Origin of the sequence: Duganella aquatilis (assembly GCF_009674565.1) — a bacterium.
Lineage (GTDB): Bacteria > Pseudomonadota > Gammaproteobacteria > Burkholderiales > Burkholderiaceae_D > Rugamonas > Rugamonas aquatilis.
In genome coordinates, this window is sequence record NZ_WKJL01000036.1 from 1 (window position 1) to 24,505 (window position 24,505).

At 64.8% G+C, this 24,505-nt stretch carries 23 protein-coding genes and 1 pseudogene; 14 read left to right on the plus strand and 10 right to left on the minus strand.

Features of this window, described 5'->3' with window-relative positions:
* A pseudogene (locus GJ698_RS27890) lies at window positions 1–333 on the minus strand (RND transporter); the annotation flags it as partial.
* A 71-nt stretch (window positions 334–404) separates the two neighbouring features.
* Window positions 405–1,298 (minus strand): LysR family transcriptional regulator, encoded by an 894-nt coding sequence (locus GJ698_RS27895; RefSeq protein ID WP_154361117.1) that lies wholly within the window; start codon window positions 1,296–1,298, stop codon window positions 405–407.
* Window positions 1,299–1,383: 85 nt separating this feature from the next.
* Between GJ698_RS27895 and GJ698_RS27900 the strand changes: the two genes are divergently transcribed.
* From GJ698_RS27900 to GJ698_RS27910, 3 genes are all read left to right on the plus strand, one after another.
* Entirely contained in the window at window positions 1,384–2,550 is a 1,167-nt protein-coding gene (locus GJ698_RS27900) for a mandelate racemase/muconate lactonizing enzyme family protein (RefSeq protein WP_154361118.1), read from the plus strand.
* A gap of 83 nt (window positions 2,551–2,633) precedes the next feature.
* The gene (gene dctA, locus GJ698_RS27905) at window positions 2,634–3,956 is read left to right on the plus strand and encodes a C4-dicarboxylate transporter DctA (protein ID WP_154361119.1); all 1,323 of its coding nucleotides are present in this window, start codon (window positions 2,634–2,636) and stop codon (window positions 3,954–3,956) included.
* The gene (locus tag GJ698_RS27910; protein WP_154361120.1) at window positions 3,953–4,918 is read left to right on the plus strand and encodes a 2-hydroxyacid dehydrogenase; all 966 of its coding nucleotides are present in this window, start codon (window positions 3,953–3,955) and stop codon (window positions 4,916–4,918) included. Before dctA ends, GJ698_RS27910 begins: the two co-directional genes overlap by 4 nt.
* On the opposite strand, the gene GJ698_RS27915 is transcribed toward GJ698_RS27910, so the two are convergent.
* Both GJ698_RS27915 and GJ698_RS27920 read right to left on the minus strand, forming a co-directional pair.
* Entirely contained in the window at window positions 4,919–5,233 is a 315-nt protein-coding gene (locus tag GJ698_RS27915) for a FlxA-like family protein (RefSeq protein WP_154361121.1), read from the minus strand.
* A 10-nt stretch (window positions 5,234–5,243) separates the two neighbouring features.
* Window positions 5,244–5,444 (minus strand): pentapeptide MXKDX repeat protein, encoded by a 201-nt coding sequence (locus tag GJ698_RS27920; RefSeq protein WP_154361122.1) that lies wholly within the window; start codon window positions 5,442–5,444, stop codon window positions 5,244–5,246.
* Window positions 5,445–5,581: 137 nt separating this feature from the next.
* Here GJ698_RS27920 and GJ698_RS27925 point away from each other — a divergent pair, with 137 nt between their 5' ends.
* Both GJ698_RS27925 and GJ698_RS27930 read left to right on the plus strand, forming a co-directional pair.
* Complete coding sequence (locus GJ698_RS27925) at window positions 5,582–6,166, plus strand: sigma-70 family RNA polymerase sigma factor (RefSeq protein ID WP_154361123.1); 585 nt, start codon at window positions 5,582–5,584, stop codon at window positions 6,164–6,166.
* A gap of 20 nt (window positions 6,167–6,186) precedes the next feature.
* The gene (locus GJ698_RS27930) at window positions 6,187–6,804 is read left to right on the plus strand and encodes a DUF1109 domain-containing protein (protein ID WP_229260199.1); all 618 of its coding nucleotides are present in this window, start codon (window positions 6,187–6,189) and stop codon (window positions 6,802–6,804) included.
* On the opposite strand, the gene GJ698_RS27935 is transcribed toward GJ698_RS27930, so the two are convergent.
* Window positions 6,805–7,293: a MarR family winged helix-turn-helix transcriptional regulator gene (locus GJ698_RS27935; RefSeq protein ID WP_154361125.1), complete on the minus strand. Its 489-nt coding sequence runs from the start codon at window positions 7,291–7,293 to the stop codon at window positions 6,805–6,807. It lies immediately after the preceding gene.
* A gap of 73 nt (window positions 7,294–7,366) precedes the next feature.
* Here GJ698_RS27935 and GJ698_RS27940 point away from each other — a divergent pair, with 73 nt between their 5' ends.
* Window positions 7,367–8,689 carry a chloride channel protein gene (locus tag GJ698_RS27940; protein WP_154361126.1) on the plus strand — a complete coding sequence of 441 codons (1,323 nt, stop codon included), beginning with the start codon at window positions 7,367–7,369 and terminating at the stop codon, window positions 8,687–8,689.
* Window positions 8,690–8,696: 7 nt separating this feature from the next.
* Window positions 8,697–9,497: a substrate-binding periplasmic protein gene (locus GJ698_RS27945; protein ID WP_166454955.1), complete on the plus strand. Its 801-nt coding sequence runs from the start codon at window positions 8,697–8,699 to the stop codon at window positions 9,495–9,497.
* Here GJ698_RS27945 and GJ698_RS27950 read toward each other — a convergent pair.
* Window positions 9,490–10,245 (minus strand): FadR/GntR family transcriptional regulator, encoded by a 756-nt coding sequence (locus GJ698_RS27950; RefSeq protein ID WP_154361128.1) that lies wholly within the window; start codon window positions 10,243–10,245, stop codon window positions 9,490–9,492. The genes GJ698_RS27945 and GJ698_RS27950 overlap by 8 nt on opposite strands.
* Window positions 10,246–10,429: 184 nt before the next feature.
* Here GJ698_RS27950 and GJ698_RS27955 point away from each other — a divergent pair, with 184 nt between their 5' ends.
* The 4 genes from GJ698_RS27955 (at window position 10,430) to GJ698_RS27970 (ending at window position 15,428) form a co-directional block, all read left to right on the plus strand.
* Complete coding sequence (locus GJ698_RS27955) at window positions 10,430–11,119, plus strand: gluconate 2-dehydrogenase subunit 3 family protein (RefSeq protein WP_154361129.1); 690 nt, start codon at window positions 10,430–10,432, stop codon at window positions 11,117–11,119.
* A gap of 9 nt (window positions 11,120–11,128) precedes the next feature.
* A complete protein-coding gene (locus GJ698_RS27960; protein WP_154361130.1) occupies window positions 11,129–12,907 on the plus strand; it encodes a GMC family oxidoreductase in 1,779 nt (592 codons plus the stop codon).
* A 7-nt stretch (window positions 12,908–12,914) separates the two neighbouring features.
* The gene (locus GJ698_RS27965) at window positions 12,915–14,300 is read left to right on the plus strand and encodes a cytochrome c (RefSeq protein ID WP_154361131.1); all 1,386 of its coding nucleotides are present in this window, start codon (window positions 12,915–12,917) and stop codon (window positions 14,298–14,300) included.
* Between the two features lie 75 nt (window positions 14,301–14,375).
* Entirely contained in the window at window positions 14,376–15,428 is a 1,053-nt protein-coding gene (locus tag GJ698_RS27970) for a DMT family transporter (protein ID WP_154361132.1), read from the plus strand.
* Here the strand turns inward: GJ698_RS27970 and pyk are convergent.
* From pyk to GJ698_RS27990, 4 genes are all read right to left on the minus strand, one after another.
* Window positions 15,425–16,846, minus strand: coding sequence for a pyruvate kinase (gene pyk / locus GJ698_RS27975; RefSeq protein WP_154361133.1), 1,422 nt, complete (start codon window positions 16,844–16,846; stop codon window positions 15,425–15,427). The genes GJ698_RS27970 and pyk overlap by 4 nt on opposite strands.
* Window positions 16,847–16,848: 2 nt before the next feature.
* The gene (locus tag GJ698_RS27980) at window positions 16,849–18,135 is read right to left on the minus strand and encodes a glycerate kinase type-2 family protein (protein WP_154361134.1); all 1,287 of its coding nucleotides are present in this window, start codon (window positions 18,133–18,135) and stop codon (window positions 16,849–16,851) included.
* Window positions 18,132–19,523: a dicarboxylate/amino acid:cation symporter gene (locus GJ698_RS27985; protein ID WP_154361135.1), complete on the minus strand. Its 1,392-nt coding sequence runs from the start codon at window positions 19,521–19,523 to the stop codon at window positions 18,132–18,134. The genes GJ698_RS27980 and GJ698_RS27985 overlap by 4 nt, the downstream gene beginning before the upstream one ends.
* 71 nt (window positions 19,524–19,594) lie before the next feature.
* On the minus strand, window positions 19,595–20,683 hold the full coding sequence (locus tag GJ698_RS27990) for a tartrate dehydrogenase (protein ID WP_154361136.1): 1,089 nt from the start codon (window positions 20,681–20,683) through the stop codon (window positions 19,595–19,597).
* 100 nt (window positions 20,684–20,783) lie between these two features.
* Here GJ698_RS27990 and GJ698_RS27995 point away from each other — a divergent pair, with 100 nt between their 5' ends.
* From GJ698_RS27995 to arsC, 3 genes are all read left to right on the plus strand, one after another.
* Entirely contained in the window at window positions 20,784–21,698 is a 915-nt protein-coding gene (locus GJ698_RS27995; RefSeq protein WP_154361137.1) for a LysR family transcriptional regulator, read from the plus strand.
* A 94-nt stretch (window positions 21,699–21,792) separates the two neighbouring features.
* On the plus strand, window positions 21,793–24,114 hold the full coding sequence (locus GJ698_RS28000) for a TonB-dependent receptor (protein ID WP_154361138.1): 2,322 nt from the start codon (window positions 21,793–21,795) through the stop codon (window positions 24,112–24,114).
* 41 nt (window positions 24,115–24,155) lie between these two features.
* The gene (gene arsC / locus GJ698_RS28005; RefSeq protein ID WP_154361139.1) at window positions 24,156–24,503 is read left to right on the plus strand and encodes an arsenate reductase (glutaredoxin); all 348 of its coding nucleotides are present in this window, start codon (window positions 24,156–24,158) and stop codon (window positions 24,501–24,503) included.
* Window positions 24,504–24,505 lie beyond the last annotated feature (2 nt).

A 24,505-nucleotide genomic window follows, 5' to 3' on the forward strand; every position in this document is an offset into this window, starting at 1 on the left:
GCTGCTGGCGGCGCCGGCCGCCACGGTGGGCGTCAGGCCGGCGCGGGCGGCATCGGCCAGGGCCAGTGCCTGGCGGTACTGGGCTTCGGCCTGTGCCACCGTCTGGTTGGCGAGGTTGGCCTGGCGCACCAGATCGTCCAGCACCGGGTCGTTGAAGGCGTTCCACCAGGCGGACTGGTCGTCGGCGGTGGCCGGCTGGGCGGCGGTCCACGGACCGGCTTCGCGGTAGGCGGCGGGGATGTCCATGGCCGGCCTGACGTAGTCCGGGCCGACCGCGCAGCCGGCCAGCAGGGCGGCGCAGAACAAGATCGATGGGCGTGGGAAAGTATTCATGGCGCCACTTTAGCGGGCTGCCGCCAACGCCTCGCTGTCGCCAAAATTACAAATCTGTCAGAAAACTGCCGCTACGAGCGGAACTCCTCGGCCAGGAAATCGATGAAGGCGCGCACCTTGGCCGGCAGGTTGCTGCGGGTCAGGTAGTACAGGTAGAGGTCGGCGTCCGGCAGCGTGTAGCCCTGCATGATTTCTTTCAAGCGGCCGCTTGCCAGGTATTTGGCCACGTCCCATTCGGAACGCTGGACGATGCCTTGCCCGTCCAGCGCCCAGTTCATGACGATGTCGCCGTCGTTGCTGGAGACCGCGCCGCGCACCTTCACCAGTTCCTCGGTCTTGCCCTTCAGCAGGCGCCAGGTGCCGTAGACGTCGTCGTTCTGGCGGTGCAGGATGCAGCGGTGGTGGTGCAGGTCGGCCGGCGTCTTCGGTTCGCCATGCTTCTTCAGGTAGGCCGGTGAGGCGCACAGGAAACGCCTGTTGGCCATCAGCTTGCGCGCGGTCAGCCGCGTGTCCGGCAGCTCGCCGAAACGGATCGCCAAGTCGTAGGCTTCCTCCACCAGGCTGATCGGCCGGTCGGTCAGGTGCAGTTCCACTTCCACTTCCGGATAGGCATGGGCGAAGCGCGAGACGATGGGGGCGATGCGGGTACGGCCGAAGCCCGGCGTGCCGTTGATGCGCAGCAGGCCTTTCGGCGCGGCGCGGCTGCTCGACACCGATTCCTCCATCTCGCGGATCTGGTTCAGGATCTGCGTCGCCTGCGACAGGTAGGCTTCCCCTTCGTTGGTCAGGCTGATGCGGCGCGTGGTGCGGTTGACCAGCCGCACCCCCAGCCGCTGCTCCATCAGACTGAGCCGCTTGGTGACGGCCGGCGGCGTGATGCCCAGTTCGCGGGCGGTCGCCGTCATGCTGCTCAGCTTGGCCAGCAGCACGAAGAAGGTCAGGTCCGGCGCGGTGTCATTTTTCATTTAAAGTGAATAAAGGTTTCAATCTAAGTTAATTTTAACAGTTAAATTCAAGAGTAAGCTAACGGCTTCACAACTGGAGACTGCAATGAGAATCGTTGAAATCCGCGAAAAAACCGTACCGATCAGCTCACCTATTCGTAACGCCTATATCGACTTCAGCAAGATGACGCTGAGCCTGGTGGCGGTGGTGACCGACGTGATTCGCGACGGCAAGCCGGTCATCGGCTACGGCTTCAACTCGAACGGCCGCTACGGCCAGGGCACGCTGATGCGCGAGCGTTTCATCCCGCGTATCCTGGAAGCCGATCCTGCCACGCTGGTCAACGACGCCGGCACCAACCTCGATCCGCACAAGATCTGGAACTGCATGTTCACCAACGAAAAACCGGGCGGCCACGGCGAGCGCTCGGTGGCCATCGGCACTATCGACATGGCGATCTGGGATGCGGTCGCCAAGATCGAAGGCAAGCCGCTGTTCCAGCTGCTGGCCGACCGCTACGGCAACGGCACGCCGGACCGCAAGATCTTCGTCTACGCCGCCGGCGGCTACTACTACCCGGGCCAGGACCACGGCAAGCTGAAGGACGAGATGCGCAGCTACATCGACCGCGGCTACACGGTGGTCAAGAAGAAAATCGGCGGCGCCTCGCTGGACGAAGACCTGCGCCGCATCGACTCGATCCTGAGCGTGCTGGGCGACGGCCAGAAACTGGCGGTGGACGCCAATGGCCGCTTCGACCTCGACACCGCCGTGAAGTACGCCAAGGCGCTGTCGCAATACGACCTGTTCTGGTACGAGGAACCAGGCGATCCGCTGGACTACGAACTGCAAGCCACGCTGCGCAACTACTACAAGAATCCGATGGCCACCGGCGAGGACTTGTTCTCGATGCAGGACGCGCGCAACCTGATCCGCTACGGCGGCATGCGCTCGGACCGCGACTGGCTGCAATTCGACTGCGCGCTGAGCTACGGCCTGGTCGAGTACCTGCGCACGCTGGACATGCTGCGCGAACACGGCTGGTCGCCGGAACGCTGCATCCCGCACGGCGGTCACCAGATGTCGCTGAACATCGCGGCCGGCCTGGGCCTGGGCGGCAATGAATCGTATCCGGACCTGTTCCAGCCATACGGCGGCTTCCCGGACGGCGTCAAGGTCGACAACGGCTACATCACCATGCCGGACCTGCCGGGCATCGGCTTCGAAGGCAAGGCCGACCTGTACGTCGAGATGAAAAAACTCGCCGAATAACGCGCAAGGAGCTTCACACCCGCCATGCAAACCGGCCGCAGAGCCGGCGCATGGCCATTTTCTGTTTCGCTGGAGGAGATTCCATGAATGCGCAACGTTTCAAAAAGCTGGCTTCCACACTCTATATCCAAGTTATTGTCGGCCTGACCGCCGGCGTCCTGGTCGGACATTTCTATCCCAATATCGGCGTCGAGCTCAAGCCGCTCGGCGACCTGTTCATCAAACTCATCAAGATGCTGCTGGCGCCGATCATCTTCGCCTCGGTGGTGGTCGGCATTTCGCGCATGGGCAGCGTCAAGGAGACCGGACGGGTCGGCGCCAAGGCCATGCTGTATTTCGAAATCTGCTCGACGCTGGCGCTGGTGTTCGGCCTGATCGTGGTCAACGTCATGAAGCCGGGCGTCGGCATGAACATCGACGCGGCGCAGATCGACACCGCCTCCATCAAGACCTATGCCGCGGCGGCCCAGCACCACACCACGCTGGAATTCCTGATGAATATCGTGCCGGACAGCGTGGTCGGCTCTTTCGCGCAGGGCAATATGCTGCAGATCATTCTGTTCTCGCTGCTGTTCTCGTTTGCCTTGAACCGCCTCGGCAACAAGGTCGCGCCGCTGGTCGATGGCCTGGATATGTTCTTGCACGGCATGTTCGGCGTGGTGCGCATCGTCATGCACCTGGCGCCGATCGGCGCGTTTGGCGGCATCGCCTTCACCATTGCCAAGTACGGTATCGGCACGCTGAACTCGTTTGCCGAGCTGATGATCGCGGTGTACCTGACCTGCTTCCTGTTCGTGGTGCTGGTGCTGGGCACGGTGATGCGCTATTGCCGCGTGCCGCTGTGGGGCTTCCTGAAATACATCAAGAATGAAATCCTGATCGTGATGGGCACGGCGTCGACCGAGGCCGTGCTGCCGCAGATGATGCTGAAGATGGAAGCCATGGGCTGCCAGAAAAAAGTGGTGGGCCTGGTGCTGCCGACCGGCTACACCTTCAATGCCGACGGCACCGCCATCTACCTGACCATGGCCGCCATCTTCATCGCCCAGGCCACCAATGTCGACATCACCGTCTGGGACCAGCTCGGGATTCTGGGCGTGATGCTGCTGACCTCGAAAGGTTCGGCCGGCGTGGCCGGGGCCGGCTTCGTGGCGCTGGCCGCGAGCCTGGCGTCGATGCACAAGATTCCGCTGTCCGGCTTGGTGCTGCTGGTCGGCGTCGACCGCTTCCTGAACGAGGCGCGCGCCGTGACCAATCTGATCGGCAATGGCATTGCCACCATCGCCGTGTCAAAATGGGAAGGCGCGCTGGACATCGAGCAGATGAAACGCGCGTTTGCCGGCGAGGCCGTCATCGTGCCTGTCGCCGCCCCAACCGTGGTACCCGCCAGGAGACAGAACGTATGACCGCACGCCTGCTTTGCGCCACCCCGTTGATACAGCCGCTGATCGACCGCGCGCAGCACGAGTTTGGCGTCATCGCGTCGCAGGACGCCCAGCTGACGGTGGCGCAAACCATCGACGCGCTGAAGAACACGCCGTCCCTGAACGCGGTGCTGATTTCCAGCCGTATCCGCTTCGACGCCGCCGCCATCGACCAGTTGCCGGCGAACGTCAAGCTGATCGCGACCTGCAGCGTGGGCCACGAGCATATCGACGTGGCCGCAGCCAGGGCGCGCGGGATTTTCGTCACCAACACGCCGGATGTGGTGACCGAAGCCACCGCCGACCTGGCGCTGTTCCTGATGCTGGGCGCGCTGCGGCGCGGCCGTGAGTACGCCGCCATCATGGAACGCGGCTGGCGCGAGCGTTTCGGCCTGAGCGACATGCTGGGCCTGGACTTTCATGGCAAGACGCTGGGCATCATCGGCATGGGCCGCATCGGCCGGGCGGTGGCGAAGCGGGCGGCCGCCTTCGGCGTCAAGGTGCTGTACCACAACCGGCGCCGCCTGGAGCCGGAGCTGGAGCAGGGCGCCGTCTATTACAGCGACGTGCGCGCCATGCTGCCGCATTGCCAGATCCTGTCGCTGCACGCGCCGGGCGACGCCGCTTCCAACGGTTCCATCGACGCCGGCATGCTGGCGCTGCTGCCGCGCGGCTCGGCGCTGGTCAACACCTCGCGCGGCTCGCTGGTCAACGAAGACGATCTGGTCGCGGCGCTGGAGAGCGGTCAGCTGGCCGCCGCCGGCCTGGATGTGTTCCGCGCCGAGCCGGAATACGATTTGCGCTTCCAGCAGCTGCAGAACGTCTTCATGACGCCGCACATGGGCACGGCCACGGTCGAAACGCGGGCAGCCATGGGCCACCGCGCGCTGGACAATGTGGCCGATGTGCTGGCCGGCCATACGCCGCGCGACGCGCTCGCCTGATCAGGCAAACACATCGATTAAATTGCCTGAAGCCGAAGCCGCCGGGGCCGAGGCTGGCGACGGCGCGTCCGGCGCCGCCCTGGCGCCGGAGCCATCCGCTTGCGCAATCCGCTGTTCGATCTGGCTGATGCGCGCCGAAATGGCCTGAATATCCTGCTTGCCCTTCGGCGTCTTGGCCGACGCGCAGTTCACGCAATCCGACAACTGCTGCTGATAGCGCTGCAATTGCGCCTGCAGGCTGGCAGCGGACGGGCCGCCGCCGCCATACGCGGAGGAGGCTGCCGGCGATGCGCCAGTGGAAATGGCGAGCGACATGGCGGTGCGCTTACTTTTTCATCGCATCCTTGGCCATCTCGTCCTTCTTCATCTCGTCTTTTTTCATCTCCTTCTTGGCCATCTTGTCTTTCTTCATGTCGTCCTTCGCCATTTTTTCCTTTTGCTCGGGCTTTTTCATGGCATCCTGAGCGTAGACGGCGCCGGACAGCATCAGGCAGGCGGCGATCAAGGTGGCGGTGATTTTTTTCATGATGGTTCCTCAGTGAAGTTAAACAGCAGAAGTCGTGCGACGGCGCCGCAGTAACAGTGAGTTCGCAGCAGGCGGGAAATTGGTTACACGGCGCTCGCATAAAATTTATTTTGCCAACGCTGTAACCTTAGGCCGCGATGCAACGAATATCAGAGGTGGATCCTTTACGCAGTACCGAACTACGCCTGCATGCCTTGTTCCTGCAAGGCCTGGAGGGCGACGCCCTGGCCTATCGCCGCTTCCTGCAGGCGACGGCGACGCATTTGCGCGCCTTCCTGCGGCGGCGCCTGAGCCGCTGGCCGGACGAGGTGGAAGACCTGGTCCAGGAGTCGCTGCTGGCGATCCACAACCAGCGCCTCAGCTACGACACCGGCGTGCCGCTGACGGCCTGGGTCTACGCCATTGCCCGCTACAAGCTGGTCGACTGGCTGCGCCGCCACGCCCGGCGCGACAGCCTGCATGATCCTTTGGACGAGGTGAGCGAAGGCGAGAGCGCGCTGTTTTCCAGCGCCGACGAAGCGGCCGGCGATGCGCGCCGCGACCTGGCCACGCTGCTGGCCAAACTGCCGGACAAGCAGCGCGACGCCATTATTCATACCAAGCTGGATGGCCTGTCGGTGCGCGAGGCGGCGGGCCTGTTGCGCATGTCGGAGGCCGACATCAAAGTATCGGTACATCGCGGCTTGAAAGCCCTGGCCGCGATCTTGAAAGATGCACTATGAAGACAGATGACTTGATCACAATGTTGTCCAGCGGGCCGGACGTCGGCGTTGCCGCGCGGCCGGCGCGCGCCACCGTCCTGCCGCTGCTGGGCGGCCTGCTGGCCTGCGTCCTGTTGATGCTGGCGCTGCTGGGCGTGCGGCCCGACCTGGCGCAGGCGGCGGCGTTGCCGGCCTTCTGGCTCAAGGTCGGTTTTTCAGCTGCGGCGGCCTGGGCTGGCTGGCTGGCGGTCAAACGCCTGGCCGCGCCCGGCGCCAGAACGGCCAGGCTGCCGCTGTACCTGGCTGCGCCGGTGCTGGCGGTCTGGCTGGCGGCGGCGGCCGTGTTCTGGCAGACGTCGCCGGAATTTCGCGAGGCGCTGTTCTGGGGCCGCACCTGGCGCTACTGCCCGTTCCTGATTGCGTTGCTGTCGCTGCCCATGCTGGCCGCCGCGCTGCGCATCATGCGCGGCCTGGCGCCGACACGGCTGCGCCTGGCCGGCGCGGCGGCGGGATTCGCCGCCGGCGCCTCGGCGGCGCTGGTGTATTGCCTGCACTGCCCGGAGATGAGTGCGGTGTTTGTCGGCTCGTGGTATCTGCTGGGGATCCTGATTTCCAGCGCCATCGGCGCGCTGGCGGGGCCGCGCGCGCTGGCCTGGTAACTACAGGTCGGACAGCGGCGTATCGGCGCCGGCGTTGCCGGCCTCCAGCGCCAGGATCAGCGTATTCAGATCCTGTTCCATGCGCGCCAGCGTGGCGGCGTCCATCGATGCCAGCGCATCCGGCAGCACGCCGGCAAACGGCATCGGCGCCTTGCGCAGGCTGGCTTCGCCGGCAGGGGAGAGCGTCATGGCGACTGCGCGCCGGTCGGCGCCGTCCTTGGACTGTTCGATCAAGCCTTGCGCCACCAGCGCCTTGACCAGGTTGCTGGCGGTGGTCTGGTGAATATCCAGCGCGCGCGCCAGGCCGTTGACGCCGATGCCCGGCTGCTGCTGGATCACGCTGAGTGCCCACAATTGCGAGCCGCCGATGCCGGCCGTTTTTTCAACGTTGCGGAAATGGGTCTTGACCGCATTGAAGACCACGCGGAACTGGCGCAGCACCCGCGTGGCCGGCGCTGCCTCGGATGGGGGAGGTTGATTCGCTTGCATGGGCAGGATGATAGCTCAATTGACAGTCTGGAATAAAGCAAAGTATATTTGTACAAATATATTTTGCTCTCCTATGAAAACCCGGCACGACATCACCTCGTCCTTTAACCGCGAATTCCGCGATTGGCGCATCTGGGCCACGCGCGGCATTGTCGTGGCGGCTGCCTGTGTCGCCGGCCTGACCATCGTCGCCTTCACCTGGCTGGGCGAGCAGGCACTGGAATTGTTCATGCAGGCGTTCCGCTTCCGTCCCTGGATCGCGCTGCTGTGGACGCCGCTGTGCACGGCGGCCATCGTCTGGGTCACGCGGCGCTATTTCGCGGCGGCGGCCGGATCGGGCATTCCGCAAGTGATGGCGGCGCTCGATCCGCTGGCGTCGGCGCCGGTGCAAAACAGGCTGGTGTCACTGAAACTCAGCCTGGCCAAGGTCGGACTGACGACCTGGGGGCTGCTGGCCGGCCTGTCGCTGGGCCGGGAAGGGCCGTCGGTGCAGGTCGCGGCCGGCATCATGCTGACCGCGCGCCGCTGGTTGCCGGAGCGCTCGGCCATCAGCACGCACGGCCTGCTGGTGGCCGGCGGCGCCGCAGGCATCGCCGCCGCCTTCAACACGCCGCTGGCCGGCATCATGTTTGCCATCGAAGAATTGTCGCGCACGCCGGAGCAGCGCAGCAGCGGCCTGCTGATGTCGGCCATCGTGCTGGCCGGGTTGATGGCGGTGTCGGTGTACGGCAACGCCACCTATTTCGGGATCATCCATGCCAGCGGCATCGACCTGTCGCTGCTGCTGCCGGGGCTGCTGGTCGCCGTCGCCAGCGGCCTGCTGGGCGGCGTGTTTTCGCGGCTGCTGCAAGCTTCGCTGGGCGGCAAGGGGCGCGACCTGATGTCGCGCCTGCGCGGCGCCCGGCCGGTGCTGTTCGCCGCCGTCTGCGGCCTGCTGGTGGCGCTGATCGGCTACGTGTCGGCCGGCGCCACCTTCGGCAGCGGCTACGGCCACACGCGCCACATGGTGGCGGGGCAGGAGACCTTGCCGGCGCTGTTCCTGCTGCTGAAGTTTGTCGCCACCTGGCTGACCACCTGGTCCGGCGTGCCGGCGGGGATTTTCGCGCCATCGCTGGCCATCGGCGCGGCGATCGGCAACGACATCGCACTGCTGCTGCATTCGCCGCACGCCACCGCGCTGATCGCCCTGGGTATGGTCGGCTTCCTGGCCGCCGCCACCCAGGCGCCGCTGACTTCGTTTATCATCGTGATGGAGATGGTGGATGGCCATTCAATGGTGCTGAGCCTGATGGCTTGCGCGATGGTGGCGCGCACCCTCTCGCGCGTCATCAGCGCGCCGCTGTACAGCGTGCTGGCGCAGCAGCAATTGACGAATGCGACCGCCGCCGAAAAATAGGGGAACCATGCCTGCCAGCCGTCTGACGTTTTCCGTTGTAACGCTGAGCCTTGCACTGACCACATGCGCCGCGCATGCCGCAGCGCCATGCCCAGCCGCGCCGCTGCGGGTGGCGTTTTATGAAACCGGCTATCTGTCTTTTGGCGACAAGGGTGTCGACCGCGAGCTGGTGGCGGAGCTGGTCCGGCGTTCCGGCTGCCGCATCGAAGCCCTGACGCCGCCACGCGCGCGCGCCTATGCCATGTTGCAGGCTGGCCAGGTCGATATTGTCACCGCCGCCCTGGTCAACCACCAGCGCGACAGCTACGCGTTTTTCGTCCCCTATATGCAGCAGCGCTTCGCCATCGTGCTGCGGCGCGATACGGCGGCCGGCATCAAGACCGCCAACGCCTTTGCGGCGCGTCCGGCGCTGCGCTTCGGCGCCGTGCGCGGCGTGAACTATGGCGGTGAACGGGACCAATGGGTGGCGCGCATGGAGCGCGAGCGCCGGCTGGAGCAGGGCGCTTCGCCGACCACCGCGTTCCGCATGCTGGGTTCCGGCCGCTTCGACGCGATGTTTGCGATTCCCCTGCAGTATGAAAAGGAACTGGCCGACCTGGACATGCAGAACCGTGTCGAGATCATCGACTGGTTCCCCGACGAGACCGCGCCGCTGCGCACGCTGGCGTTCTCGCGCAAGAATTTCTCCGCCGATCAGTTGCAGGCGTGGGAAGGCGTGGTGAAGTCGATGCAGAAAGACGGCTTCGTCAAGCGGGTGCTGGAAAAATACCTGACGCCGAAGGAAGTCGCCAAGGCCGTCATCAAATGATCTGACGCGCCAGCGCGCCGCCGTCGCCTTGCCAGAACTCGCGGTCGGCCTGGCGCACGCGGTTGGCGGCTTGCTGCATGTGCTCGATCGCCGCCGCGCGCGCCTGTTCCGGTGAGCCGGCGCTGATGGCCGCCAGGATCTGGCGGTGCTCGTTCAATACCTGTTCCGCCAGTTCCGCGCGCCGCGCTTCGTTGGCGCGCGTCACCTGCACCGCCGAGCGGATCGGCGCGGCAAACATTTCCACCAGCGTCGACCAGGCGCTGTTGCCGGTCGCCTGCGCAATCAGCAGGTGGAAGCGAAAATCTTCCGCCACGCCGTCCTGGCCATTCGCCACCGCCACCTCGATGCTTTGCAGGGCGCGTTCCAGTTCCAGCAATTGACCGGGCGTGCGGCGCAATGCCGCCAGCGCCGCCGTTTCGCCTTCCAGCCCGCGCCGCACTTCAATCAGGTTCAGCAGCGATTCGATGGAGCGCGCCGTCAGCGCATCCGACTCCGCTTCCGGCAACCGGTGCACGAACGCGCCGCTGCCCTTGCGGGTATCGAGGATGCCTTCCTTCTTCAGCAATGCGATGGCCTCGCGCACGATGTTGCGGCTGACCTGGAAGTGGCTCGCCATCGCCTGTTCCGACGGCAAACGGGTGCCGACAGCCAGCGCGTCGTCGCGGATTTTCTTGCGCAGTGCGGCGGCGACCCGCTCGCCCAGCGTGCCGGCGGCGAAGGAACCCTGGGTGGTGTGCGATGTATCCATGATGTAAATGTTGGCTCTGGTTGCGGCGCTATTGTAGCCACCGCACAGTGGTTAAGCACGTCTTTCGACAGAATCTGCTCGGTACACATTATTTCATCAATGTACAAAAATACTGAATTACGAGTATCATTGCACAAATTAAGATCAAATAAGAACAGATTTTATACAATCAGAAAGGCTAATCATGAAAGTTATTGGCATCTCTCCGCATCGGCGCAACTTCCTGCGCAAGGCTGTGACGGCGGCGCCGGCAGTGGCGCTGATCGCCGGCGCGGGCGTCGGCGTGGCGGCCAGCGTGTCACCGGCGGAGGCGTATCGTCCCGCCTATTTCACCGACGTGGAATGGCAAACGCTGATGGCGCTGGTCCAGCGGCTGATCCCGCCGAACAGCGACGGCCCCAGCGCGCTGGAGGCGGGCGTGCATGAATTCATCGACCTGCAAATGAACACGCCGTATGCCTACGGCAAGCTGTGGTTCATGCAGGCGCCGTTCGTGGCATCGCCGCCGGAGTTCGGCTACCAGTTCCACATGGCGCCGCGCGATTTGTACCGCAGCGCGCTGGCCGGCCTGAACACGGCCACCCAGCAGAAGCTGGGCAAGGGCTTCGCCGCACTGGATGCGGCGCAGCAGGACGCCGTCATCGGCGAACTGGAGAAGGGCACGCTGGCCATCGGCGAGGTGCCGCCGGCGGTCTTCTTCGGCCAGCTGTTGCAGAACACCCGTGAAGGCTATTTCAGCGATCCCGTCCACGGTGGCAACAAGGACATGGCGGCGTGGCGCATGATCAATTTCCCCGGCGCGCGCGGCGACTATATGGACTGGGTCGAGCAATACGGCAAGCACTATCCGCTGCCGCCTGCCTCGATCGCTTAAGGAATCCCCATGGCAGATATCACACTGAAAAAAGTCGAGGTTGTCATTGTCGGCTTCGGCTGGACCGGCGCCATCATGGCCAAGGAACTGACCGAGGCCGGCATGGAAGTGCTGGCGCTGGAGCGCGGCGAGTACCGCGATACCTATCCGGACGGCGCCTATCCGAAAACGCTGGACGAGCTGACCTACATCCAGCGCTCCAAGCTGTTCCAGGACATGTCCAAGAGTTCCTTCACCTTCCGCCACGATGTGGGCGGCGTGGCCGTGCCTTACCGCCAGATCGGCGCGTTCAAGCCGGGCACCGGCGTTGGCGGCGCCGGCCTGCACTGGTCTGGCCAGCACTGGCGCGTGCTGCCGGAAGAGCTGCAACTGAAGTCGCACTACGAAAAACGCTACGGCAAGAAGTTCATCCCGGAAGGCATGACCATCCAGGACTTCGGTGTCACCTATGAGGAGCTGGAGCCGCATTTCGATTTTGTCGAAAAAGTGTTCGGCACCTCGGGCGTGGCTTATCGCGTCAACGGCAAGGTGGTCGGCGAAGGCAACTTCTTCGAACCGAGCCGCTCGGACCATTACGCGCTGCCGCCGCAAAAAGTGCCGTACACCGCGCACCTGTTCCAGAAGGCGGCAGCGGAAGTCGGCCTGCATCCGTTCGTGGCGCCGTCGTCGAATGCTTCCGGCCCGTACACCAATCCGTATGGCTGCCAGATGGGACCGTGTAATTTCTGCGGCTACTGCTCGGGCTTCGCGTGCTATAACTATTCCAAGGCGTCGCCGCAGGTGAACATCATGCCGGCGCTGCGCCAGGTGAGCAATTTTGAATTGCGCGCCAACTGCAATGTGCTGCGCATCAATCTGGACGCCAGCAAGAAGAAGGCCACCGGAGTCACCTACGTCAACGCCGATGGCAAGACCGTCGAGCAGCCGGCCGACCTGGTGATCGCCAGCACCTTCGCCTACAACAACGCGCATCTGTTCCTGGTGTCCGGCGTCGGCAAGCCGTACGACCCGGTCAGCGGCCAAGGCGTGGTGGGCCGCAACATCGCCTACCAGACCATGTCGACCGTGCAGATGTTCTTCGATCCGGACAAGAACATCAATCCCTTCATCGGCTCCGGCGGCAACGGCGTGGCGGTGGACGACTACAACGGCGACAACTTCGATCACGGACCGCTGGGCTTCGTTGGCGGTTCGCCGGCATGGTGTAATCCGGCCGGCGTCAAGCCGATTGCCGGCATTCCGGTGCCGAACGGTACGCCGGCCTGGGGCGCGGCGTGGAAACGCGCGGTCAAGGACAACTATGCGAACACGGTGTCGTTCGACGTCCACGGCGCCAACATGGTGTACCGCGACTGCTATGTCGATCTCGATCCGACCTACACCGACCAGTTCGGCCAGAAGCTGTTGCGCTTCACCTTCGACTGGAAGGACAACGACATCAAGATGAGCCGCTACGTCACCGACAAGATGCTGGCGGTGGCCAAGGCCATGAATCCGAAATCGATCCACGTCGCGGTCAAGAACTTCGGCGATCACCTGGACCTGCGCAGCTACCAGACCACGCACTGGGCCGGCGGCACGGCGATGGGCACCGATCCGAAGACCAGTGTGCTCAATCGTTATCTGCAAAGCTGGGACGTGTCCAACGTCTTCGCCGTGGGTTCGAGCGTGTTCCCGGTGGGGATCGGCTACAACCCGACCGGCCTGGCCGCCGCGCTGACCTACTGGTGCGCCAAGGCGATCCGCGAGCAGTACCTGAAAGATCCCCGTCCACTAGTTGCCGCGTGAGCCGCCCATGAACAAAAAATTTAATCTAACGAACCTCATCGCCGGCCTGGCGCTGGCGCTGGCCGGCTCCGCCAGTTGGGCGGCAGGCGTGGATCAGCAACTGATCAAGCAGGGCGAATACCTGGCGCGTGCGGGCGACTGCTTTGCATGTCACAGCGTGGCGGGCGGCAAGCCGTTTGCCGGTGGCCTGGGCATGTCTACGCCGATCGGCAAGGTCTATTCGTCCAACATCACGCCGGACATGAAGGAAGGCATTGGCGACTGGAGCTTTGCCGACTTCGACAAGTTGATGCGCACCGGCGTCACCAAGGCCGGCTACACGGTGTATCCGGCGATGCCGTATCCGTCGTATTCGCGGCTGAGTACCGCCGACATGCAGGCGCTGTACGCCTACTTCATGCACGGCGTGCAGCCGGCAGCGACGCCGAACCGCAAGTCGGACATCGTCTGGCCGCTGTCGATGCGTTTTCCGCTGACGATCTGGCGCTGGGTGTTTGCGCCGAAGCCGCAGCCGTATCAGGCGCCGGCTGCCTCGGACGCGAATGCGCAACTGCTGCGTGGCGCGTATCTGGTGGAAGGCCTGGGCCATTGCGGCGCATGCCACACCGCGCGCGGCGTCGGCATGCAGGAGAAGGCGCTGAATGGGCTGGATAACACGGTGTATCTGGCCGGCGGCCAGGTCATCGACGGCTGGGGCGTGCCATCGCTGCGCAACGAGCATGGCGGCGGGCTGGCTCGCTGGACCAATGCGGACATCGTGGCGTTCCTGAGGTCCGGCCGCAACGGCCACACGGCGTCGTTCGGCGCGATGAACGATGTGGTGGCGCATTCGACGCAGTATCTGAACGAGGCCGATCTGGCCGCCATCGCCGGCTATCTGAAGTCGCTTCCTGCTGCGAATAGCGCCAAGCCATTTGTCAGCGATCAGACGACGGCGCAGGCGCTGTACAACGGCAAGCCTGCCACCGCTGGCGCACTGACTTACCTGAACAAGTGCGCGGGCTGTCACCGTTCGGACGGTATGGGCTACGGCAAGGCCTTCCCGGCGTTGGCCGGCAATGCGGTGCTGCAGACGGCGGACGCCACGTCGGCCATCAACATCATCCTGTCCGGCGGCTCGGTGCCGGGGACGCATACCGCGCCGTCCACGCTGACCATGGCGCCGTATGCCAAGGAGCTGAATGATCAGCAGGTGGCCGAAGTGGTCAACTTCATCCAGACCAGCTGGGGCAACCAGGGCGGCACCACGACCGCCAAGGACGTGGCCAAGGTGCGCAAGGTGTCGATACCGGTGCAGCCGGTGACCGAGGCCGCATATGCCGCCGGCCGCGCGGGCACGCTGCCGAAGGCGATTGTGCGTCCGAGCCGCATCGGTGAGCTGGATACGAAGTAAGCGGGGAAGTCAGCAAATGATATCGCTGTAGAATATGGCCTTCTTCGGAAGGCCATTTCTTTATCGGACACCATCATGCATACAGGCGTTATCTACGCATTGGCTGCCGCCATCCTGTTTGGCGCCAGCACGCCGTTTGCCAAAGTGCTGGTGGGGCAGATGCCGCCGGTGGCGCTGGCGGGCCTGCTGTATCTCGGCAGCGGCATCGGCCTGGCGATCTGCTATGCGGTGCGTGCGGTGCTGAATCGCGAGGCTCAGGACAAGCCGTCGACGCTGACGGCGCGCGATCTGCCGTGGTTCGCAGCGGCTGTCGCCGCAGGCGGCGTGGCGGGACCGGTGCTGCTGATGCTGGGATTGCACAGCGTTTCCGCTTCCAGCGCTTCGCTGCTGCTGAACATGGAGGGCGTGCTGACCGCGCTGCTGGCGTGGTTTGTCTTCAAGGAGAATTTCGATCGCCGAATTTTCATCGGCATGCTGCTGATTATCGCGGCGGGCGTGCTGCTGTCGTGGGATCACACGGCGGCTGAAGGCGGACCTTGGGGCGTGGTCGCCATCATCGGCGCCTGCCTGTGCTGGGGCATCGACAACAACCTGACGCGCAAGGTGTCGGCCAGCGATCCCTTGCAGATCGCCTGCATCAAGGGACTGGCCGCCGGCTCGGTCAACCTGGCGATCGGCCTGGCGCTGGGTGGAGATCTGCCGGAAACGCGCACCGTGCTGCTGGCCGGCGTGGTGGGATTTTGTGGCTACGGCTTGAGCCTGGTGCTGTTCGTGCTGGCGCTGCGCCATCTGGGCACGGCGCGCACCGGCGCCTACTTTTCGATGGCGCCTTTCGCCGGCGCCGCACTGTCGCTGCTGATGCTGGGCGAGGCGCCGGACCTGGTGTTCTGGATCGCCGCCGCGCTGATGGCGGGCGGCATCTGGCTGCACCTAACCGAGTCGCACGCCCACGAGCATGAACACCTGCCGATGGCGCACGCACACATGCACTCCCACGACGCGCACCACCAGCACACGCATGATTTCGACTGGGACGGGACGGAGCCGCATGCGCATCCGCACCAGCACGCGCGGCTGCGGCACAGTCACGCGCACTATCCGGACATTCACCACCGCCACGAACACTAGGTTATCTGCATGATCCGCAGCAGGTTGGTGGTGCCCGGCGTGCCGAAGGGGATGCCGGCCGAGATGACGATGGTGTCGCCCACCTGCGCCACGGCTTCGCGCTGCACGGTGCTGCAGGCCCACTCGCTCATCTCCATCACGTCCACCACTTCGTGGCATAGCACCGGATAAACGCCCCAACAGAGCGCCAGCCTGCGCGCGATGGCTTCGCGCGGCGTCATGCCGACGATGGGCGCGCCGGGACGCTCGCGGGCCATGCGCAGCGCGGAGTAGCCGGAACTGGTGTAGGCCACCACGGCGGCCACCGGCATTGCCGCCGCCACGCTGCGCACGGCCACGCCGATGCCGTCCGACGCCAGCGCCGCGCCTTCGTTGCCGACACCCGCCGCCACTGTTTCGCGATAGTGCGGATCGGCCTCGGTCTGCGCGATGATGGAATCCATGATGCGGACCGCGTCCAGCGGATATTGGCCGGAGGCCGATTCCGCCGACAGCATCACCGCATCGGCGCCGTCATAGATGGCGGTGGCGACGTCGGACGCTTCGGCGCGTGTCGGCACTGGCGCCCCGACCATCGATTCCAGCATCTGCGTGGCGACGATGACCGGCTTGCCGGCCTTGCGGCAGGCGCGCACGATGCGCTTCTGAATCGCCGGCACCTGCTCCGGCGGCATCTCGACACCCAGGTCGCCGCGCGCCACCATCACCGCATCGCTGGCGGCGACGATGGCTTCCAGGCTGTGGATGGCGGCCGGCTTTTCCAGCTTGGCGACGATGCCCACGCGGCCGTTGACGATGCGTTTGATTTCTTCAATGTCCTCGGCGCGCTGCACGAAGGACAGTGCGATCCAGTCGACGCCCAGGTTCAAGCCGTAGTCAAGATCGGCGTGGTCCTTCTGCGTCATGGCGGACATGGGCAGCACCACGCCCGGCACGTTGACGCCTTTGCGATCCGACACACGGCCGCCGATGATGACGCGCGTTTCGGCATGCTCCGGGCCGAAGGATTCCACCCGCAGGCGCACCCGCCCGTCGTCGATCAGCAGGTCGGTGCCGACTTCCAGCGCGGCGTAGATTTCCGGATGCGGCAGCGGCGCGCGGCGCTGGTCGCCCAGCAGTTCGTGGTCCATGTCGACGCGGAAGGCATCGCCGGCTTGCAGCGTGACCGGGCCGTCGGCAAACGCGCCGAGGCGCAGCTTGGGGCCTTGCAGGTCGAGCAGCACGCCGATGGGACGGCCGCTATCGCGTTCGATGGCGCGGATGATGTCGAGCCGTTGTTTGTGGTCGGCGTGGCTGCCGTGGCTGAAGTTGAGGCGAAAGACGTCGGCGCCGGCCTTGAACAAGGCTTCGATGGTGGCGCGGTCGCTGCTGGCCGGGCCGAGCGTGGCGACGATTTTGGCGTGGCGGTTGCGGTGCATGGTTAATCCTCGCTGCGCGCGATCAGCAGCGCGCGGAAGTCGTTGACGTTGGTGAGCGTGGGGCCGGTGACGACACTGTCGCCCAGCGCCTGGAAGAAGCCGTGGCCGTCGTTGTTATCCAGGCTGTCGGCTGGACGCAGGCCGGCGGCGAAGGCGCGTGCCAGCGTGTCCGGCGTAACGCAGGCGCCGGCGATTTCTTCCTGGCCGTCGACGCCGTCGGTGTCGCCGGCCAGCCCGTAGACGTCGGCTTCGCCGCGCAGGGCGATGGCGCTGGACAGCAGGAATTCGACATTGCGTCCGCCGCGTCCCGTGCCGCGCACGGTGACGGTGGTTTCGCCGCCGGACAGCAGCACGCATGGCGCAGTGAACGGCTGGCTGCGACGTGCCGCTTGCAGCGCGATGCCGGCCATGACTTTGCCGACGTCGCGCGCTTCGCCCTCGATGCTGTCGCCGAGGATGTGGGCGGTGACGCCGTGTTCCGCAGCGACGCGGGCGGCGGCTTCCAGCGCCATCTGCGGCGTGGCGATGATGCGGATTTCATTGCCGGCCAGTCGCGGATCGCCAGGCTTGATCGACTCGCCACGGCCGCTGCGCAGGACTTCGAGCACGCGCTCCGGCAGGTCGATGGCGTAGCGCCGGATGATGGCGAGGGCGTCCTCGCAGGTGCTGGCGTCGGCCACCGTCGGGCCGGAGGCGATGTCGCGCGTGTCGTCGCCGGGCACGTCGGAGATCAGCAGCGTGACCACCTTGGCGGGATGGCAGGCCGCAGCCAGCCGGCCGCCCTTGATGGCGGACAGGTGGCGGCGCACGCAGTTCATTTCGCTGATGCTGGCGCCGGACTGCAGCAGCGCGTGGTTGACCTGCTGCTTGTCTTCCAGCGTGATGCCTTCCAGCGGCAACGGCAGCAGCGAGGAGCCGCCGCCGGAGATCAGGCACAGCACCGTGTCGTCGGCGTTCAGGCCCTGCACGCGTTCGAGGATGCGGCGGGCGGCCTGCAGGCCTGCCGCGTCGGGGACCGGATGCGCGGCTTCGACGATTTCGATGCGTTCGCAAGGGACCGCGTAGCCGTAGCGCGTGACCACCAGGCCGGTGAGCGGGCCTTGCCAGTTGCGCTCCACGGCGCGCGCCATTTCGGCGGATGCCTTGCCGGCGCCGATGACGATCAAGCGGCCGTTCGGCGCGGCCGGCAGGGCGGGCGGCACGCACAGCGCCGGCTGCGCGGCGGCGATGGCGGCGTCGAACATCCGGCGCAGCAGCAAGCGCGCCGCCTTGTCGTTCAGCGTGTTCATGCCGTGACCTTGTGCACTTCAGCCGGTCCGGCGGCCACCGAGGCGATGACAGGCGCGTTGGCCGCAGGCGCGGCGACTGGCCGCTCCGGCGCATCCTCAACCTCGTACAGCGAACGCAGTTCTTCCGCCGTCGATTCGCCATTCAGCACGCGGTGCATGCGCTCCTGGTCCACCGCGCCGACCCACTTGGCAATCGCCATGGTGGCGACCGCATTGCCGATGGTATTGGTGATGGCGCGCGCCTCGGACATGAAACGGTCCACGCCCAGCAGCAGCACCATGCCCGCCACCGGAATCTTGCCCATCGACGCCAGCGTGGCCGCCAGCGTGATGAAACCGGAGCCGGTGACGCCGGCCGAACCCTTGGACGTCACTATCAGCACGCCCAGCACCACGAATTGATCCATCATCGTCAGCGGCGTATTGGTGGCCTGTGCGATGAAGATCGCCGCCATGGTGTAGTAGATGCACTGCCCATCCGGATTGAAGGTCACGCCGGCCGGAATCACCAGGCCGACGACAGGCTTGGACACGCCCAGGTGCTCCAGCTTGCGCATCATTTGCGGCACCACGGATTCCGACGAACTGGTGCCCAGCACCGTAAAGATCTCGTCCTTGATATAGCGAAGGAATTTCCACAGGCTGAAGCCCGACACCTTGGCCACGATACCCAGCACGCCGAACACGAACCCGATGCAGGTGATGTACATGCTGCCCATCAGCTGGCCCAGCGACAGCAGCGAACCGAGGCCGTATTTGCCGACCGTGAAAGCGATCGCGCCAAACGCCGCCAGCGGCGCCACGCGCATGATCATGCCGACCACCATGAACATGCTGTTGCTGAACGCTTCCAGGAAATCCACCACCGGCTTGGCGCGGCGGCCCATGTGCGACAGGGCGATGCCGAACAAGGTGGCGAACACCAGGATCTGCAGGATGTCGTTCTTGGCCAGCGCATCGATCACGCTGGTGGGTATCATGTGCAGCAGGAATTCGATGAAGCCGTCCGTGTGCGCGGCCGCCGCGGTGTAGCTGGCGATACTGTGCGTGTCGAGCGTGGCGGCATCTACGTTCATGCCGGCGCCGGGCTTGACCACGTTCACCACCAGCAGGCCGAGCGCCAGCGCAAAGGTGGACATCACTTCAAAGTAGATCAGTGCGCGCACGCCGACGCGGCCCAGTTCCTTCATGCTTTCCATCTTGGCGATGCCCAGCACCACCATGGCGAAGATCACCGGCGCGAACACCATCTTGATCAGTTTAATGAACGCGTCGCCCAGCGGCTTGAAGTCCGCGCCGAGCGAGGGATAGAAATAGCCGAGCAGGCCGCCGGCGATGACGCCGACCAGCACCTGCACGTATAGCTTGCCAAAGAATCGCTTGTACATGATGTCTCCTTTATGTGTTCCCCGAGGCGTGCCTCCCCGGCTCTTGATGGCCGGTGGAGGCGGGCGTTTGATCAAGCGGCTTTACGCTCCTTGTCGGCGGCCAGGCAGGCGCAGACGGCGTTGGTGACTTCGACGGTGGTGGCCTTGCCGCCCAGGTCACCGGTGTGCAGCGACGGCGTGGCGGTGACGGATTCGATGGCCTGCATCACGCGCTGCGCCGCTTCGTGTTCGCCCAGGTGCTCCAGCAGCATCACCACGGACCAGAAGGTGCCGACCGGATTGGCCAGGCCCTTGCCCATGATGTCGAAGGCGGAACCGTGGATCGGTTCGAACATCGACGGATAGCGGCGCTCAGGATCGATGTTGCCGGTCGGGGCGATGCCCAGGCTGCCCGCCAGCGCGGCGGCCAGATCGCTCAGGATGTCGGCGTGCAGGTTGGTGGCGACGATGGTGTCCAGCGTGGCCGGCTTGTTGACCATGCGCGCGGTGGCGGCGTCCACCAGTTCCTTGTCCCACTTCACGTCCGGGAAGTCGCGCGAGACTTCCAGCGCGATCTCGTCCCACATCACCATCGCGTGGCGCTGGGCGTTGGACTTGGTGATCACGGTCAGCAGCTTGCGTGGACGCGATTGCGCCAGCTTGAAGGCGTAGCGCAGGATGCGTTCGACGCCGACGCGGGTCATCATCGAAACGTCGGTGGCGGCTTCGATCGGGTGGCCCTGGTGCACGCGGCCGCCGACGCCGGAGTATTCGCCTTCCGAGTTTTCGCGGACGATGACCCAGTTCAGGTCTTCCGGCTTGCAGCGTTTCAGCGGCCCGTCGATGCCGGGCAGGATGCGGGTCGGGCGCACGTTGGCGTACTGGTCGAAGCCCTGGCAGATCTTCAGGCGCAGGCCCCACAGCGTGATGTGGTCCGCGATGTCAGGATCGCCGGCGGAGCCGAACAGGATGGCGTCCTTGTTGCGCAGCGCGTCCAGGCCGTTCTTCGGCATCATTTCGCCGTGCTTGCGGTAGTAGTCGCCGCCCCAGTCGAAGTCTTCGAAGGTGAACTGGAAGGTGTTGCTGGCGGCGGCCAGCGCGGCCAGCACCTGCTGGCCGGCGGGCACGACTTCCTTGCCGATGCCGTCGCCTGGAATGGTTGCGATGTGGTAGGTCTTCATTGCTGTCTCCTTAAAAGTGAATGGATGCACTTTAAGGAATGGACGGCACGCGTTAAGGTGGCTAAACTCAATCCATTATCAACCCTGGACTCCACAATCGATGAGCAGCGGTTTTCAACCAGCGGAGCTGAGTTTTATCGTCGCCCTGTCCAATGCGGGCAGTTTGAGCGGGGCGGCGCGCGAATTGGGCATCACCACGTCGGCGGTCAGCAAGCGGCTGGCATTCATCGAGTCGCGTATCGGCGTGCCGTTGGTGAACCGCACCACGCGCCGCATGAGCCTCACGCCGGAGGGCGAGGTGCTGCTCGAGCATGCGCGCCGCATCCTCGGTGAAATCGCCGATCTCGATCAGTTGCTGACCACTTCCAAGGGCGTGCCGAAAGGGCAGTTGCGCGTCAACGCCACGCTGGGCTTCGGCCGGCTGCATATCGCGCCGGCGATTTCGCAGTACGTGCTGCAGTATCCGCAGGTGGACGTGCAGTTGCAGCTGTCGGTCGATCCGCCGCCGCTGACGGACGACCAGTTCGACGTCTGCATCCGATTCGGCGCGCCGGCCGACACGCGGGTGATCGCACGGCGGCTGGCGGCCAACCGGCGCTTGCTGTGCGCCTCGCCCAAGTACCTGGAAAAGCACGGCGAGCCGAAGTCGCCGCCCGAGCTGGCGCGGCACAACTGCATCTGCATCCGCCAGGGCGACGAGGCGTATGGCGTGTGGCGGCTGTTCACGGGACGCGAAGGCGACCGCACCGGCGACGCGGTGCGCGTGCGCGGCAACCTGACCACCAACGATGGCGAGATCGCCGTCAACTGGGCGCTGGATGGCCACGGCATCCTGATGCGGGCCGAGTGGGACATCGAACGCTATCTGCAAAGCGGGCGGCTGGCGCCGGTGCTGGCCAACTACCGGACGCCGGATGCGGACATCTATGCGGTGTATCCGCAGCGGCACCAGCTTTCCGCGCGCATCCGCACCTTTGTCGACTTCCTGTCCGAAAGTTTTAAACGTTTCAAATAGAACACACCTTGGCAAGTTTTTTGCTTTGTAAAAATACCAATGTGGTAAATATAAGCATATGCCCAATTTTGGGGCGCCAAGGAGAAGATCGGACATGGATATTCGACGCAAACTCATCGCATCCGCCGTGCTGGCGGCATTCAGTGCCCCGGTTTGGGCGCAGCAGCAGTCGGACGAAATCGAAGTCGTGAAGGTGACCGCGCAAAAGCGCAAGGAAGATCCGGCCAAGGTGGCGATGAGTATCACCGCCGTCACCGGCGCCCAGCTGCAGGCGGAACACGTGCGCGACATCACCGACCTGACGCGCGTGGTGCCGAATATCTCCTTCACCACCGCCAGCGGCAACGGCGGCGCGGGACCGGGCACCTCCAACGTTGAAATCCGCGGCATCAGCTCGACGGCGGGTGCGGCCACGGTGGGCATCTACCTCGGCGACACGCCGGTCACGGTGGGCAACGTCTACACCATGGGGAATATCGAGCCGCGCTTCTTCGACATCGACCGGGTGGAAGTGCTGCGCGGTCCGCAGGCCACCCTGTACGGCGCCAGTTCGATGGGCGGCACCATCAAGTTCGTGCCGAACGAGCCGGATCTGAAGGAGCGCGAATTCACCACCTATACCGAGGCCTCCAACACCAAGGGCGGCAGCGCCAACTATGCGGCCAACGTGGTCGCCAACCTGCCGCTGATTCCCGACGAACTGGCGCTGCGCATCGGCGTGCAGGCGCAGCACACGGGCGGCTTTATCAAGCAGGTGGACGGCGACGGCGGCGTCATCGCCAACAACATCAACAAGATCAACGACCAGGAAGTGCGCGCCTCGCTCAAGTGGCGGCCGACGCGCACGCTGACGGTGACGCTGTCGGTCTACTACCAGCGCATCGACGCCAAGGACATCGCGGCCTTCAACCTGGACCTGCCGCTGTACCAGGCGCAGAAGCAGGTGCGCGAACCGTCGATCGACAAGCTGATGGCGCCCAGCGTGACCGTCAACTGGGACCTGGGCGCGTTTGATCTGACCTCGGCCACCAGCTACTTCGAGCGCAAGTTCGACCGCACGCAGAATGGTTCGGCCTACAACAGCTATTCGCTGTCGACCTTCCTGACCTCGACGGCCGATGGCGGCAAGGCGCCGCCGGAGCTGATCGAGGCGATTGCCGGCCTGCCGTCGGCGGTGTACCTGAATAACCAGGTGCGGCAGGTATCGCAGGAGTTCCGCCTGGCTTCGCGTCCTTACGACGAGAAGGTGTCGCCGTGGACCTGGCTGGCGGGGACGTACTTCTCGCGCCAGCATACCAACATCATCGAGAACGATCCGATCTTCGGCGTCACCGACACCTTCAAGCAGTTCGGCTTCGATATCGCCGACCCGGATCTGCTGCCGGATGCGCGTCCGGGCCAGTTCCCGAACGATAACTCGTTTGCCGGCGCCTTCCACTACCGCGAGAAGCAGGCGTCGATCTTCGGCGAGCTGAATTACTACTTCACGCCGACCGTGCACGCCACCGTCGGCGCGCGCTACCTGAAGGCGAATACCACGCTGGAACAGCGCAACGGCAACTACCTGGCTGGCGCCGGCAACAACAGCGGCGCCGAGACGGATTCGAAAGCCTTCACGCCGAAGTATGCGCTGACGTGGGAAGTCAATCCGACCAACACCGTCTACACCAGCGTGGCCAAGGGCTTCCGCCTGGGCGGCGCCAACATCTACGTGCCGCCGACCACCTGCGGGCCGGACCTGGAAGCGAACGGCATCACGGCCGGGCCGCCGTCGTATTCGCCGGACAGCCTGTGGAGCTATGAATTGGGCAGCAAATCGCGCTTCCTCAACAACCGCGTGAGCGTGAATGCCGACGTGTTCTACGTGAAGTGGAAGAACATCCAGCAGGGCGTGTACCTGCCGACCTGCGCCTACACCTACAACGCGAATGCAGGCGACGCCACCACCAAGGGCTTCGAATTCGATATCAAGGCCAAGCCGCTGCCTGGCCTGACGCTGAGCGCATCGGGCGGCTATGTGAAGGCGGAACTGTCGAACGATGTCGGCAGCCAGAATGGCGTGGTGGGTGCGGTGGCCGGTGCGCAGATTCAGGGCGTGCCGAAATATAACGCGGCGGTCAACGCCACCTACAACTTCTCCGCGTGGGAGCGGCCGGCGTTTGTGATGGCGGGCATGCAGTGGGTCGGCTCCAGCACTGGCTCGCTGGATCCGGAGCAGACCGACCATGAGCGTCCGGCGTATCACAGCACGGACTTCAGCGGCGGCATGACCTTCGGCAGCTATGCGTTCACCGTGTTTGTGAAGAACGCGTTCGATACCGACACCATCATCCAGCATCCGCAGGTGGCGTCGATTGTGCAGGGCTACCGGCTGGCGCCGCGCAGCATCGGCGTGAGTCTGGCGACGAAGTTTTAAGCGATAATGCTGCCTTTGTTATTCAGCACGAGGGCAGCATCATGAGCGTCACCATCTACCACAACAACGCCTGCGGCACGTCGCGCAAAACGCTGGAAGCGATCCGCGCCAGCGGCGTGGAGCCGGAGATCATCGACTACGTCAAGAACCCGCCAACGCGCGCGGCGCTGCAGAAGATGATCGCCAAGGCCGGCCTGACGGTGCGCCAGGCCATGCGCAACAAGGGCGACCTGTACGTCGAACTGGGCCTGGCCGACACCGCGCTGTCGGACGACGCGCTGCTGGACGCGATGATGGCCCATCCCATCCTGATCGAACGCCCGTTCGTGGTGACGGCCAAAGGCGTGCGCCTGTGCCGCCCGTCCGAGCTGGTGCAGGAAATCCTGTAATC